Here is a 13,965-nt window from a genome sequence, read left to right on the forward strand (position 1 = left end):
CGGCACTACGGGTCCCTCCGGACAGGGCCGGACGGCCCTCATGCGGAAGGGCCCCCGTACCGTCGGGCGACGGTACGGGGGCCCTTCGAAAGCCACGACTAAGCGGCGGGCAGGGCGTCCAGCTGCGCCTGGATCCGGGCGATGTCCGCCTCGGCCTTGGCGAGCCGGCCCTTGATCTTGTCCACGACGTTGTCGGGGGCCTTGGCCAGGAAGGCCTCGTTCCCGAGCTTGCCCTCGGCCTGCTGCTTCTCCTTCTGCGCGGCCGCGAGGTCCTTGGACAGGCGGTTGCGCTCGGCGGCCACGTCGATGGTGCCCGACAGGTCGAGCGCGACGGTGGCACCGGCCACCGGCAGGGTGGCGGTGGCGCTGAAGCCCTCGCCCTCCGGCTGGAGGCGCAGCAGCTGGCGGATGGCCGCCTCGTGCGCGGCCAGCGGGGTACCGGACAGCTCCAGGCGGGCCGGGACCTTCTGGCCGTCCTGGAGGCCCTGCTCCTTGCGGAACCGGCGGACCTCGGTGACCACGGCCTGGACGCTGCCGACCTCGGCCTCGGCGGCCTCGTCACGGAAGCCGCTGTCGGCCGGCCACTCGGCGATCACGAGGGACTCGCGGCCGGTCAGCGTGGTCCACAGGGTCTCGGTGACGAAGGGGACCACCGGGTGCAGCAGGCGCAGGGTGACGTCGAGGACCTCGCCCAGGACCCGGCCGGAGACCTTGGCCTGCTCGCCGCCCGCGAAGAAGGTGGTCTTCGACAGCTCGACGTACCAGCTGAAGACCTCGTCCCACGCGAAGTGGTAGAGCGCCTCGCTGAGCTTCGAGAACTGGTAGTCCTCGTAGTACGCGTCGACCTGCGCGACCGTCTTGTTCAGGCGGGACAGGATCCAGCGGTCGGTCGCCGACATCTGCTCGGGGGCCGGCAGCTCGCCCTCGATGGTGGCGCCGTTCATCAGCGCGAAGCGCGTGGCGTTCCAGATCTTGTTGGCGAAGTTGCGGGAGGCCTGGACCCAGTCCTCGCCGATCGGCACGTCGGTGCCGGGGTTGGCGCCCTTGGCCAGGGTGAAGCGGACGGCGTCGGAGCCGTACTTGTCCATCCAGTCCAGCGGGTCCACGACGTTGCCGAAGGACTTCGACATCTTCTTGCCGCGCTCGTCACGGACCAGGCCGGTCAGCGCGATCGTCTTGAAGGGGACCTCGCCGTCCATGGCGTACAGGCCGAACATCATCATCCGGGCGACCCAGAAGAAGATGATGTCGTGGCCGGTCAGCAGGACGTCGGTGGAGTAGAACTTCTCCAGGTCCGGGGTCTTCTCCGGCCAGCCGAGCGTGGAGAACGGCCACAGGCCGGAGGAGAACCAGGTGTCCAGGACGTCGGTGTCCTGGGTCCAGCCCTCGCCGGTGGGCGGCTGCTCGTCGGGGCCGACGCAGACGACCTGGCCCTCCGGGCCGTACCAGACGGGGATCCGGTGGCCCCACCACAGCTGGCGCGAGATGCACCAGTCGTGCATGTTGTCGACCCAGTCGAAGTAGCGCTTCGACATGTCCTCGGGGTGGATCGCGACGCGGCCGTCACGGACGGCGTCACCGGCGGCCTTGGCCAGCGGCTTGACGTTGACCCACCACTGGAGGGACAGGCGCGGCTCGACGGTGGTGCTGCAACGGGAGCAGTGCCCGACGGAGTGCAGGTACGGCCGCTTCTCGGCGACGATCCGGCCCTGCTCGCGCAGGGCGCCGACGACCGCGGAACGGGCCTCGAAGCGGTCCAGGCCGAGGAAGGGGCCGTGGACGGTGATGACACCGCGCTCGTCCATGATCGTCATGTTGGGCAGGTTGTGGCGCTGCCCGATGGCGAAGTCGTTCGGGTCGTGCGCCGGCGTCACCTTGACGCAGCCCGTGCCGAACTCGGGGTCGACGTGCGTGTCCGCGACGACCGGGATGGAACGGTCGGTGAGCGGCAGCTTGATGAGCTTGCCGACCAGGTGCTTGTAGCGCTCGTCGTCGGGGTGGACGGCGATGGCCGTGTCACCGAGCATCGTCTCGGCGCGGGTGGTGGCGACGACGAGGGTGTCCTCGCCCTCCCCGTACGTGATGGAGACGAGCTCGCCCGCGTCCTCCTGGTACTCCACCTCGATGTCGGAGATGGCCGTCAGACAGCGGGGGCACCAGTTGATGATGCGCTCGGCGCGGTAGATCAGCTCGTCGTCGTAGAGCTTCTTGAAGATGGTCTGGACGGCCTTGGACAGGCCCTCGTCCATGGTGAAGCGCTCGCGCGACCAGTCGACGCCGTCGCCGAGGCGCCGCATCTGGCCGAGGATCTTGCCGCCGTACTCTTCCTTCCACTGCCAGACGCGCTCGACGAACTCCTCGCGGCCCAGGTCGTGGCGGGACTTGCCCTCCTCGGCGAGCTGCTGCTCGACCTTGTTCTGGGTGGCGATGCCGGCGTGGTCCATGCCGGGCAGCCACAGCGCCTCGTAGCCCTGCATGCGCTTGCGGCGGGTCAGGGCGTCCATGAGGGTGTGCTGGAAGGCGTGGCCCAGGTGCAGGGAGCCGGTGACGTTCGGCGGCGGGATGACGATGGTGTAGGCGGGCTTCTCGCTCGCCGGGTCCGCCGTGAAGTACCCACGCTCCACCCAGCGCTCGTAGAGCTTCCCCTCTACCTCGGCCGGCGCGTACTGGGTCGGCAGTTCGGAGTTGGGGGCACTGGGTGTCTGCGTGTTCTCGGTCACGGGGCACAGGATACGGGGGGTGCCGCCCGCGTCACGAATCCATTCCGCAGTACGGCTTCCCGTTGACGGCGACCGCTCCCCACCCGTCTGATGCCCCTCATGAACGAGATCACCGAGCCACCCGCCCCTTCCCCCGCCCCCGGGCAGTCCACGCCCTACACGGCGACCGGCCCGACCCCGCCGTCCAAGGGCAAGCGCGTCCTGTTCGTCGTGGGCGGTCTGCTGGCGACCGTCGCGGCGGTGGTCAGCGGACGGCTGGCCGTCAGCACGCTCTTCGACACCGGCCCCGACCGTCCCGCGGACGCGGGGCAGTACAAGCTGGTCCCGCCGGCCTCCTTCCAGGGGCTGACCCTCCAGGACTCCGGTCCCCGCGTGGACGCCATCAAGCAGGGCCAGGGGACGCCGAGGCCGGGGACGGCGCCGGTTTCGGTGGTGTACGCCGACCAGGCGGGCACCGCGCAGCTGGTCATCAGCGGGTCCGCGGGCACCTTCGCCGACAAGGACCCGGGGGCGGCGATCACCACCGGGCTCACCTCCATGGGCGTCAAGCCGACGGACATCACGCAGCACGAGGCCGGCAAGCCGGCGGGCGGCGCGATGCGCTGCGGGCCGCTCGACGTCCAGGGCAGCACCCTGACGCTGTGCATGTGGGCCGACCACAGTTCCCTGGTGACGGTCACCGTCCCGGTGGAGAACGCGCCGGTCACGATAGACGCCCTGGCGGAGCGGGCACGGGCGCTGCGGGAGGTCATGGAGGTCCCGGCGTCGTAGTGGTTCCGTAACGCCTGGGACCCCGACGCCCCGGCCGGGCCGCCCGTCCGACAGGATGTGAGGAACGGATAAGCAACCTCACAGGGGGACGCGGGATGAGTTACAACCAGCCAGGACCGTACGGCCAGCAGCCGCAGCAGCCCGGACCCTACGGGCAGCAGCCCCCGCCGCCGCCGGGCCCGTACGGCCAGCCCGCCGCCCCCCAGCCCGGCTACGGCTACCCGCAGCAGGCCCCGCCCCCGCCGGGCTACCAGCAGCCGCCGCAGCCGGGCTACCAGCAGCCCGGCTACCCCCAGCAGCCCCCGCCGCCGCCCGCGTACGGCTACCAGCAGCCCCAGGGCCAGCCCCCGTACAACGGCGGCATGCCCCCGCAGCAGCCCCCGAAGAAGTCCAAGGCGGGCGTCATCATCGGCGTGGTCGTAGCGGTGGCCGTCATCGCGGGCGGCGGCTGGTACTTCCTGGGCGGCACCGCGGGCGCGGTCTCGGACTCCACCAAGGGCTACAAGCTGGTCGCGCCGGAATCGGTGGGCGAGTTCCAGAAGAACCCCAAGTACCAGGAAAAGCCCATAAGCGACGAGGACAAGAAGGAGGCCGAGGCGGCGGGCATCAAGAACCCCACCCAGGTGGGCATGAGCTACAAGGCGGGCGACCCTGCCAACCCGCTGACCGCCAAGGGCCTGAATTTCAGCGGTCTCTACGGTGAGCTCGCCGACCCGGAGAAGTCGGTGGACGCCTACTTCGCCACGTTCAAGCTGAACGCCGCGAAGCAGAACGAAAAGGCGACGGTCGAGCTCGTCGGCAGCCCCAAGGAGATCACTCCCGCTGGCTTCAAGGGCGCCGTGCTCAAGTGCCAGGAGATCAAGAGCACCTCGAAGGACCCGGCGACGGCCAAGGGGCCCAAGGAGTTCACGCTACCCGTCTGCATCTGGGGCGACTACAGCACCCTGAGCGCGGTCAGCGCCAGCGACGCGGCCTCCCTCCTCGCCGGCAAGACGAGCTACACCTTGGAGCAGACCGCGGACCTCGCCGCCAAGCTCTACAACACGTCCCGCGTCAAGCGCTGATCGGGCAGCGGCCGGCGCGAGCACTTGTTACCGTGCCAGCCGGCCGCGGCCGCATCAGGCCCTCGCCGCCTCGCTACACGCCCTACTGGCGATCTCGTCCCTGACCCCGATGTCGACCAGGCTGACGTAGCAACCGTGGAAGGCTCCCGGGTGGAGGATGGTGGCACCGAATTTGCAGGCAGCCTGCACCTTCGGGCCGACGGTATAGCCGGCATCGAACACCACGTACTGGCAATCACGCTGAGCGGCCGACGCGGGCGAAGCCACCACGATCGGCAACGCAGCAGCGGCGAATACCGCCGCCAGGACTCCCCCTGCACGCTTCATCTTCATCTCTCGTTCCCCTCTACAGCAGGCAGCATCGAGACAAAGTTGATCAAGGAAGTCGCCGCCACGCCACACCGAAGCGAACTTTTGTCCGATTGCCGGTCGCGGTAGTCCTAAATGCGAGGAGGGGCGCCCCGGGTATCCGGGGCGCCCCTCCTCGTACGTACTCCCCTTGCCGCTACGCCGACTTCTCGTGCGGGCCCTGGTCCTTCGGGACGATGCGGGGGACCAGCGTCGGGTTGACGTTGGAGCGGACCACGTCGGAGGTGATGACCACGCGGGCCACGTCCTTGCGGGACGGGACCTCGTACATCACCGACATGAGGACCTCCTCCATGATGGCGCGCAGGCCGCGCGCGCCGGTCTGGCGGAGGATCGCCTGGTCCGCGATGGCTTCGAGGGCCTCGCGCTCGAAGTCCAGCTCGACGCCGTCGAGTTCGAACAGGCGCTGGTACTGCTTCACCAGCGCGTTGCGCGGCTCGACCAGGATCTGCAGGAGCGCCTCGCGGTCCAGGTTGTGCACCGAGGTCAGCACGGGCAGACGGCCGATGAACTCGGGGATCATCCCGAACTTCACCAGGTCCTCCGGCATGACCTCCTGGAACTGGTCGCTGGCCTCGATCTCGCGCTTCGAGCGGATCGTCGCCCCGAAGCCGATGCCCTTGGCGCCCGCACGCGACTCGATGATCTTCTCCAGGCCGGCGAAGGCGCCGCCCACGATGAAGAGCACGTTCGTCGTGTCGATCTGGATGAACTCCTGGTGCGGGTGCTTGCGGCCGCCCTGCGGCGGGACCGAAGCGGTCGTGCCCTCGAGGATCTTGAGGAGGGCCTGCTGCACGCCCTCACCCGAGACGTCGCGCGTGATCGACGGGTTCTCGCTCTTGCGGGCGACCTTGTCGATCTCGTCGATGTAGATGATCCCGGTCTCGGCCTTCTTGACGTCGTAGTCCGCCGCCTGGATCAGCTTCAGCAGGATGTTCTCGACGTCCTCGCCGACGTACCCGGCCTCCGTCAGCGCCGTCGCGTCGGCGATGGCGAACGGGACGTTCAGCATGCGCGCGAGCGTCTGCGCGAGGAGGGTCTTGCCGGAGCCGGTCGGGCCGAGCAGCAGGATGTTGGACTTCGCGAGCTCGATCGCGTCGTCACGGCCCTGCGCGCCGCCGTTCTCGCCGGCCTGGACCCGCTTGTAGTGGTTGTACACCGCTACGGAGAGCGCCTTCTTCGCCGGCTCCTGGCCGACGACGTAGCTCTCCAGGAACTCGTAGATCTCGCGGGGCTTGGGGAGTTCCTCCCACCGGACCTCGGAGGTCTCCGCGAGTTCCTCTTCGATGATCTCGTTGCAGAGGTCGATGCACTCGTCGCAGATGTACACACCGGGTCCTGCGATGAGCTTCTTCACCTGCTTCTGGCTCTTTCCGCAGAACGAGCACTTGAGCAGGTCGCCGCCGTCACCGATGCGTGCCACGAGGTGCTTCCCCTTCGCCTGGGAGACGCCTGGTTCAGCGCTCCTGGTGCCTCATATCCGACGGTACCTTGCCGGAGGCCCCGTACGGGGCCCCCTTGACGTGGTTCACATCGCCGAATGCGGCGACGTGCCCACGCCAACTGGCGGCAAGGATCAGACCGCGCTGCTCTTACGGGTGGAGACGATCTGGTCGATCAGGCCGTACGCGAGGGCGTCCTCGGCCGTCAGGATCTTGTCGCGCTCGATGTCCTCGCGGATCTTCTCCAGCGGGGTGGTCGAGTGCTTGGCCAGCATGGACTCCAGCTGGTCACGCATGCGCAGGATCTCGTTGGCCGCGATCTCCAGGTCGGAGAGCTGCTCGCGGCCGGTGCCGCCCGAGGGCTGGTGGATCAGCACACGGGCGTTCGGCAGGGCCATGCGCTTGCCGGGGGTGCCGGCGGCCAGCAGGACGGCGGCGGCGGAGGCCGCCTGGCCCATGCAGACCGTCTGGATGTCCGGCTTCACGAACTGCATCGTGTCGTAGATCGCCGTCAGCGCGGTGAAGGAGCCACCGGGGCTGTTGATGTAGATCGAGATGTCGCGGTCCGGGTCCATCGACTCCAGGCACAGCAGCTGCGCCATGACGTCGTTGGCGGAGGCGTCGTCGATCTGCACGCCGAGGAAGATCACGCGCTCCTCGAAGAGCTTCGCGTACGGGTCGTACTCGCGCACGCCCTGCGAGGTGCGCTCGACGAAGCGCGGGATGACGTAGCGGTTGTCCACCTGCGGGCCGGAGTAGAGGCCGCTCGCGGAGAAGTTCGCGGAGAAGTTGTTCTGCATCTGGGTGTTCACCATCCTGGTGGCGTTCTGCGGGCTGTCGGCTGCTGGGTGCTGGCGGTGGGAGCCGGGATCAGGCCCCGGTGCCGCCGCCGCCCGGAGCGAGGGACGCGGCCGAGATGATGTCGTCGATGAGGCCGTACGCCTTGGCCTCCTCGGCGGTGAACCAGCGGTCGCGGTCACCGTCGCGGATGATCGCCTCGATGGTCTGGCCCGAGTGGTGGGCGGTGATCTCGGCCATGCGCTGCTTGGTGCGCAGCAGGTACTGGGCCTGGATCTTGATGTCCGACGCGGTGCCGCCGATGCCCGCGGAACCCTGGTGCATCAGGATGTCGGTGTTCGGGAGCGCGAAGCGCTTGCCCGCGGTGCCGCCGGTCAGCAGGAACTGGCCCATGGAGGCGGCCATGCCCATGCCGATGGTGACGACGTCGTTCGGGATGAACTGCATGGTGTCGTAGACCGCCATGCCCGCCGTCACCGAGCCGCCGGGGCTGTTGATGTACAGGTAGATGTCCTTCTCGGGCTCGGCCGCGAGGAGGAGGAGCTGCGCCGTGATCTTGTTGGCGATGTCGTCGTCGACCTGCTGGCCGAGGAAGATGATGCGCTCGCCGAGCAGCCGGTTGTAGACATGGTCGCCGAGGCCGCCACCGATGGACGGCTCACCCGCGGCGTAAGGCTTCAGATTCGTCACGTATCCACCTGCTCGTCTCCGACGGCCACATGCCGTCTCAGCGTCTCGTTCTGGGGCGCGGACCTACCGGTGGGGCGATGCCCTCCGGCTTCGGGTACTCCCGTGCCCTCGTATTCATGGACCCTAACGCGCAGGTAGGACAACGCCATCCCGCTTCCCGAACTGTTCGCTCGGAGCGCAAGGTGGCGGACCCCTCCCGCAGCGTGTCCGCGGCCCTCGGAACACCATGCCGAAGGGCCCGGACGCTGCTGCGTCCGGGCCCTTCGGGCACGTGCTCAGTGGGCTACGCCCGGGGTGTTACTTGGCCTCGTCGGCCGGCACCTCGGTGTCGCCGTCGACGGCGGCCTCGACGACCTCGGCGGCCGTCTCGGTCTCGTCCTCGTCGTCGGAGAGGTCGATGACCTCACCGTTGGTGTCCTTGACCGTGGCCTTCTCCACGACGACCGCGAGGGCCTTGCCGCGGGCGACCTCGCCGACGAGCATCGGGACCTGGCCACCCTCGACGACCGCCTGGGCGAACTGGTCGGGGGACATGCCGGAGGACTGCGCGCGGCGCATGAGGTGCTCGGTGAGCTCCTCCTGGTTGACGCCCAGCTTCTCCTTGTTGACCAGGGCGTCCAGCAGGAACTGGGTCTTGATGCCCTTGACGGCCTGCTCGGTGGTCTCGGCCTCGAACTCCTCGAGCGTCTTGCCCTGGATCTCCAGGAACTTCTCGAGGTCCAGGCCCATCTGGCCGAGCTGGTGGTGCTCCAGGTTGTGCTTGCGGGTCTGGACCTCGTCCGCGAGCAGCTTCTCGGGGACCGGGATCTCCGCGAGCTCGAGGAACTTCTCCAGCACGCGCTCCTGGGCCTGGGTGGCCTGGTCGTACTGCTTCATGTTCTCGAGGCGCTTGCGGCTGTCCGCCTTGAGCTCCTCGAGGGTGTCGAACTCGCTCGCCATCTGCGCGAACTCGTCGTCCAGCTCCGGCAGCTCCTTGGCGGAGACCTTGGTGACCTTGACGGTGACCTCGGCGTCCTGGCCCTCGGCGGAGCCGCCCTTCAGCTGGGAGGTGAAGGTGGCCTCGCCACCGGCCTCCAGGCCCTTGACGGCCTCGTCGATGCCGTCGAGGAGCTCGCCCGAGCCGATGGTGTAGGAGACGTCGCTCGCGACACCGTCCTCCAGCACCTCACCGTCGACCTTGGCCTCCAGGTCGATCGTGACGACGTCGCCGTCCTGGGCGGCGCGCTCGACGTCCTTGGTGGACGCGAAACGGCCGCGCAGCTGCTCGACCGACTTCTCGACGTCCTCGTCGGAGACCTCGATCGCGTCGACCTCGACCTCGATGCCGGAGTACTCCGGGATCTCGATCTCGGGGCGGACGTCCACCTCGGCGGTGAAGGACAGCAGCTCGCCGTCCTTCAGCTCCTTGATGTCGACCTCGGGCTGGCCCAGCGGGTTCAGGTCGGCCTCGTTGACCGCCTCGGTGTAGAACTTCGGGAGGGCGTCGTTGACGGCCTCCTCCAGCACCGCACCGCGGCCGAAGCGCTGGTCGATGACGCGGGCGGGGATCTTGCCCTTGCGGAAGCCCTTCACCGTGACCTGCTGGTTGATCTTCTTGTACGCCGCGTCGAGGCTGTCCTTGAGCTCCTCGAAGGGCACCTCAACAGTGAGCCGAACCCGAGTCGGGTTCAGGGTCTCCACGGCGCTCTTCACGGTTCGGTCTCCTTGTGGCTGACTGCTGGGGGTTCTGCCGTATCACTGCGATTCAGTGGTTCGGCGGATTCGGCCCGGTACATCAGACACACGGGCACGCAGCTTGCATAGTAACCGCAAGCGGCAATCAGCCCACAACGCGATCTTCCCGCGTGATCTCGTGCGAAGGCAGTACTGGATGGTCGGGGTGGCCGGATTCGAACCGACGACCTTCCGCTCCCAAAGCGGACGCGCTACCAAGCTGCGCCACACCCCGTCGGTGCGACACGTAGGGTACATGCCCGGAGACACTCCGACGCCCCCGGTTTCCCAGGTGGCCGCGGGCCGGGCCGGCCCCGGCTCCCGGCGCGGCGGCAAAGGGGTGTGCACTCCCCCGGCGTGACCCGCTAGGATGCTGTCCGTAGCCGCGGTCCCCCGGACCTGCGGCGCGCGCGTTGCGGGTGTAGCTCAATGGTAGAGCCCTAGTCTTCCAAACTAGCTACGCGGGTTCGATTCCCGTCACCCGCTCAGAATGGCTCAGGGCCAGGTCGGAGGAAGTCTCCTCGACCTGGCCCTGATGCGTTCCCGGGGTGTTTCCCGGGCCGGGGCCCGGGCTTCGGCGGTCAGAGCTTGATGCCGGCGATGGTGTCCGCGAGGGAGTTCAGGAAGCGGTTGACGTCCGGGGCGATGGAGCTGGACGCGAGGAAGAAGCCGAAGAGGACCGCGACGATCGCGGGGCCGGCCTTCATGTGCTTGCCGCGGATCAGGATCACCAGAATGATCGCCAACAGAACCACGACTGACAGCGAAATGGCCACTACTGATCACACCTTCGGTCGTCCCCTGGCCGGCCCGGGGCGTACGGCCGCGTACGCCCCCACATGCACCATCCTCCCACCAACCGGCCCCGGCTATCCGCCCCGTGGCGAATCGCCGTCGTTTCCTTTCCGCCAAGTGCGCGTGTCCCGGCCACCTTTCGGGGCGGCGGAGGGGGTCACGGGGTGGTGATGCCGAGGAGGGAGCGGACGTACGCGTACTTCGCGGACAGCCGGTCGCGGGTGGGCGCGTCCAGTACGGACAGGCGTACGGGATCGGCGTTGTGCGCGAGGTCCGACTCCTTGACCAGGACGGCGCCGGGGGTTGCGAGGATGCGGGCGGCGTACTCCTCGACCGGTTCCCCGGGGCGTTTGGTGAGGGCCAGGACCATGGCCTTGACCGGGTCCGGGAGGGCGGCCGAGGCCAGCCAGTCGGGGGTCAGGGCATGGTCCTCGATCGCGTCGTGGAGCCAGGCGGCGGCCTGCTGTTCGGCGCTGCCGCCGCGCAGGCGGACGCCTTCGGCCACGGCCGCGAGGTGCTCGGCGTAGGGCCGGCCGGCCTTGTCGGTCTGGCCTTCGTGCGCCGCGCGGGCCAGGGCCTCGACCTCGATCAGGGTCAGGGGGTGCGCCGTCATACGAGCTCCTTCGCCGCCGTACGGAGAGCCTCGGCGACCCGGAGCGCATCCGCGCGCGTGGTGCGCCAGTTGGAGAACGCCGCGCGCAGGGCGGGGGTTCCCGCGTACACGGTCGGGGTGAGGAACACCTCGGCGCCGACGGCCTCCCGGAGCGCGGCCAGGCGTTCGGGGGTGGGGGCTTCGGCGAGGGTGAAGCAGACGACGTTGAGGCGGACCGGGGCGAGCAGCCGCAGGGCCGGATCCTGCTCCAGGGCGGCGCCGAGGGCGCGGGCGCAGTCGATGTCGCGCTCGACGATCTCCCGGTGGCCCTCGCGGCCGTAGGCGCGCAGGGTGAACCAGGCGGCCAGGGCCCGCAGCCGGTGGGAGTTCTCGGGGGTGAGGTGGACCAGGTCGGGGTCCGGGCCCAGGGGCCCGAGGTAGGCGGCGGAGTTCTGGAAGACGCGGGCCTGGAGGTCGCGGCGGCGGGTGAACTGGACGGCGCTGTCGTAGGGGACGTTGAGCCACTTGTGCAGGTCGACGCAGACCGAGTCGCTGGCGTCGAGGCCGGCGGCGAGGTGGGCGTGGTCCGGGGAGAGGGCCGCGAAGGCGCCGAAGGCGGCGTCGGTGTGCAGCCAGAAGTCGTGGCGGGGGCGGAGGGCGTCCACGGCCCGCAGGTCGTCGAAGTCGACGGTGTTGACGGTGCCGGCGTTGGCGACGACCACGGCGGGGCCGGGCGTGTCGGCCAGGGCCCGGTCGAGGGCGGCGGGGTCGACGGCCTCCCGGCCGGGGAGGGTGGGGACGCGGACCAGGCTCGCGCGGCCCAGGCCCAGGACGGCGAGGGCCTTGGCGACGGAGGAGTGCGGGGCGCCCGACAGGACGCGGACGGGGCCGAGGGCGCCGACGCCGTCCTCGGACACCGAGACCCCGGCGCGTTCGCCGAGCCATTCGCGGGCGATGGCGAGGCCGACGGTGTTGGACTGGGTGGCGCCGCTGACGAAGGTGCCGGTGTGGGCGTCGGAGAGGCCGAAGAGCTCGCGCAGCCAGCCGACCGTCTCGCGTTCGAGGTGCTGGCCGGCGCCGTCGAGGGCGGAGTTGGAGTTCTGGTCGTGGGTGGCGGTCAGCCAGTCCCCGGCGAGGGCGGCGGGGGTTGCGCCGCCGGTGACGAAGCCGAGGTAGCGGGGGCCTGCGGAGGCGGAGAAGCGGGGCTCCCAGCGGGACCGGAAGGCGGCCAGGGCCTCCTCGGCGCCGCTGCCGTGCCCGGGGAGCGGCTCGGGCTCGGGGGGCGCGGCGGCGGGCGGTACGACGGGCCGCGCGTCCAGGCCCGTGAGGGCTTCGGTGGCGGCGCGGCGGGTGGCGTCGAGGAGCTCGGGGAGGCGCGCGAGGTCGGCGGCGAGGGTGCGGTCCATGACGGCACCGTAGGGCGCGCGGGGGCCGGGCGGGCGGGCCAATCGGGGGTGAGTGGCCCGGGGCGGGCACGTAGGGTCGGCGGATGGGCGGACCGGGGTGGGCGAAGCGGATCGGTTGTCTGGCAGGGGTGTTGGCCCTGGCCGGGGCGGTGGCGGTGGGGTGCGACCCGCTGATGGAGGCGATGGGGGAGGCGGCGCCGACGGGGCCGCCGGATCCCTGCCCGGAGGGCGGGGTACGGCTGCTGGAAGGCGACGGGAACGCGGCGATGGGGCTGCGGGTGGCCGGCTTCCAGCTGGTCAACTGCGGTTCCGCGGCGTACGTGCTGGAGGGCTACCCGGAGGTCCGGCTGCTGGACGGGCAGAACCGCCCGGTCCAGGTGGACATCGGGCACGGGACGAACGGGGTGACGCCGCCGGACGGCCCGGACGCCCCGCCGCGGCAGGTCACCCTCCAGCCGGGGCAGGCCGCCACGACGTCCCTGCTGTGGCGCAACCTCGTCACCGAGGCGGCCGGGCCCGCCGCCGAGGGGCGGGTGCTGGAGCTGGTCCCGAAGCCGGGCGCGCCCCGGCTGACGCTGCGGCTGCGGGCCCCCGTGGACCTGGGCGGCACCGGGAAGGCGGGGCTGAGCGCCTGGTCGGCGCTCGCGCGGTGACCGCCTGGACGGCCTAGGCCGCCGTCGGGGTCCGGTACCCGGGGCTGGTGGTGAGGGTGGTCATGCGGGTGGCGATGGTGGTGGCGGGGCTGCGGGGGAGGCGGTCCGCGATGAGGCCGTCGGCGAGGAAGAGGACCTGGTCGGCGTGGGCGGCGGCGGCCGGGTCGTGGGTGACCATGACGACGGTGGCCCCGAGGGAGTCGACGGCGTCCCGGAGCAGTCCGAGCACCTCGGACGCGGTGGTGGTGTCGAGGGCGCCGGTGGGCTCGTCGGCGAAGACCACGTCGGGCCGGGTGACCAGGGCCCGGGCGATCGCGACGCGCTGCTGCTGGCCGCCGGAGAGTTCGGCGGGGCGGCGTCGGCCCTTGCCCTCCAGGCCGACGCGGGCCAGCAGTTCCGCGGCGCGGGCCCGGTCCTGGCGGATGCCGCCGAGGCGCATCGGGAGCAGCACGTTCTGCTCGACGGTCAGCGCGGGCATCAGGTTGAAGGCCTGGAAGACGAAGCCGAGGCGGCTGCGGCGCAGTTCGGTCAGTTCGTTCTCGTTCATGCCGGTGAGTTCGGTGCCGCCGAGGCGTACGGAGCCCTCGGTGGGCAGGTCGAGGCCGGCGGCGCACTGGAGGAAGGTGGACTTGCCGGAGCCGGAGGGGCCCATCACGGCGGTGAAGCTGCCGCGCGGGAGGGCGACGTCGATGCCGCGCAGGGCGTGGACGAGGGTGGCGCCGCGCCCGTAGGAGCGCCGTACGCCGCGCAGCTCGACGGCGTACGCCGTGCCCGTGCCCGTGCCCGCCGAGCGGTGATCGGTGCCCTCGGACTCGTGCCGCCTGTTGCGCCGGAACCCCATGGTGTGCCGCCTTCCTGCCGGAGCCGTTGTCGTCATCGACGCTACGGATCACCGCGGGGCCGCGGCCATGGTGCGGCCCGGCCGACGGCGGGTGGGGTAAACCCCACCCCC

At 70.4% G+C, this 13,965-nt stretch carries 13 protein-coding genes and 2 tRNA genes; 4 read left to right on the forward strand and 11 right to left on the reverse strand.

Annotation, left to right across the window (positions count from 1 at the left end):
- Window positions 1-98 precede the first annotated feature (98 nt).
- A complete protein-coding gene (locus OOK31_RS30650) occupies window positions 99-2,720 on the reverse strand; it encodes a valine--tRNA ligase (RefSeq protein ID WP_267090631.1) in 2,622 nt (873 codons plus the stop codon).
- A 99-nt stretch (window positions 2,721-2,819) separates the two neighbouring features.
- Here OOK31_RS30650 and OOK31_RS30655 point away from each other — a divergent pair, with 99 nt between their 5' ends.
- Complete coding sequence (locus OOK31_RS30655) at window positions 2,820-3,491, forward strand: hypothetical protein (RefSeq protein ID WP_267090632.1); 672 nt, start codon at window positions 2,820-2,822, stop codon at window positions 3,489-3,491.
- Between the two features lie 95 nt (window positions 3,492-3,586).
- A complete protein-coding gene (locus tag OOK31_RS30660; RefSeq protein WP_267090633.1) occupies window positions 3,587-4,555 on the forward strand; it encodes a hypothetical protein in 969 nt (322 codons plus the stop codon).
- Between the two features lie 54 nt (window positions 4,556-4,609).
- On the opposite strand, the gene OOK31_RS30665 is transcribed toward OOK31_RS30660, so the two are convergent.
- The 6 genes from OOK31_RS30665 to OOK31_RS30690 all read right to left on the reverse strand — a co-directional run bounded on the left by OOK31_RS30665 (window position 4,610) and on the right by OOK31_RS30690 (window position 9,802).
- Window positions 4,610-4,888: a hypothetical protein gene (locus OOK31_RS30665; protein WP_267090634.1), complete on the reverse strand. Its 279-nt coding sequence runs from the start codon at window positions 4,886-4,888 to the stop codon at window positions 4,610-4,612.
- Window positions 4,889-5,060: 172 nt separating this feature from the next.
- Window positions 5,061-6,347: an ATP-dependent Clp protease ATP-binding subunit ClpX gene (gene clpX, locus OOK31_RS30670; RefSeq protein WP_031145485.1), complete on the reverse strand. Its 1,287-nt coding sequence runs from the start codon at window positions 6,345-6,347 to the stop codon at window positions 5,061-5,063.
- A gap of 153 nt (window positions 6,348-6,500) precedes the next feature.
- Window positions 6,501-7,181, reverse strand: a complete 681-nt coding sequence (locus OOK31_RS30675) for an ATP-dependent Clp protease proteolytic subunit (RefSeq protein WP_267090635.1) — start codon at window positions 7,179-7,181, stop codon at window positions 6,501-6,503.
- Window positions 7,182-7,236: 55 nt separating this feature from the next.
- A complete protein-coding gene (locus OOK31_RS30680) occupies window positions 7,237-7,854 on the reverse strand; it encodes an ATP-dependent Clp protease proteolytic subunit (protein ID WP_267090636.1) in 618 nt (205 codons plus the stop codon).
- A 297-nt stretch (window positions 7,855-8,151) separates the two neighbouring features.
- Window positions 8,152-9,546, reverse strand: a complete 1,395-nt coding sequence (gene tig / locus OOK31_RS30685; RefSeq protein ID WP_267090637.1) for a trigger factor — start codon at window positions 9,544-9,546, stop codon at window positions 8,152-8,154.
- A 179-nt stretch (window positions 9,547-9,725) separates the two neighbouring features.
- A tRNA-Pro gene (locus OOK31_RS30690) sits at window positions 9,726-9,802 on the reverse strand.
- Between the two features lie 180 nt (window positions 9,803-9,982).
- On the opposite strand from OOK31_RS30690, the gene OOK31_RS30695 reads away from it, so the two are divergent.
- Window positions 9,983-10,053 (forward strand) — tRNA-Gly (locus tag OOK31_RS30695).
- Between the two features lie 95 nt (window positions 10,054-10,148).
- Here OOK31_RS30695 and OOK31_RS30700 read toward each other — a convergent pair.
- From OOK31_RS30700 to OOK31_RS30710, 3 genes are all read right to left on the reverse strand, one after another.
- Window positions 10,149-10,343: a hypothetical protein gene (locus OOK31_RS30700; RefSeq protein ID WP_079426944.1), complete on the reverse strand. Its 195-nt coding sequence runs from the start codon at window positions 10,341-10,343 to the stop codon at window positions 10,149-10,151.
- 176 nt (window positions 10,344-10,519) lie between these two features.
- The gene (locus OOK31_RS30705) at window positions 10,520-10,975 is read right to left on the reverse strand and encodes an HD domain-containing protein (RefSeq protein WP_267090638.1); all 456 of its coding nucleotides are present in this window, start codon (window positions 10,973-10,975) and stop codon (window positions 10,520-10,522) included.
- Window positions 10,972-12,360, reverse strand: a complete 1,389-nt coding sequence (locus tag OOK31_RS30710; RefSeq protein WP_267090639.1) for a pyridoxal-dependent decarboxylase — start codon at window positions 12,358-12,360, stop codon at window positions 10,972-10,974. The genes OOK31_RS30705 and OOK31_RS30710 overlap by 4 nt, the downstream gene beginning before the upstream one ends.
- Window positions 12,361-12,443: 83 nt before the next feature.
- Here OOK31_RS30710 and OOK31_RS30715 point away from each other — a divergent pair, with 83 nt between their 5' ends.
- A complete protein-coding gene (locus OOK31_RS30715) occupies window positions 12,444-13,013 on the forward strand; it encodes a DUF4232 domain-containing protein (protein ID WP_267090640.1) in 570 nt (189 codons plus the stop codon).
- A gap of 13 nt (window positions 13,014-13,026) precedes the next feature.
- Here OOK31_RS30715 and OOK31_RS30720 read toward each other — a convergent pair whose 3' ends face one another.
- Window positions 13,027-13,854 (reverse strand): ABC transporter ATP-binding protein, encoded by an 828-nt coding sequence (locus OOK31_RS30720; RefSeq protein WP_267090641.1) that lies wholly within the window; start codon window positions 13,852-13,854, stop codon window positions 13,027-13,029.
- Window positions 13,855-13,965 lie beyond the last annotated feature (111 nt).

Origin of the sequence: Streptomyces sp. NBC_00249, from assembly GCF_026342355.1 — a bacterium.
Lineage (GTDB): Bacteria > Actinomycetota > Actinomycetes > Streptomycetales > Streptomycetaceae > Streptomyces.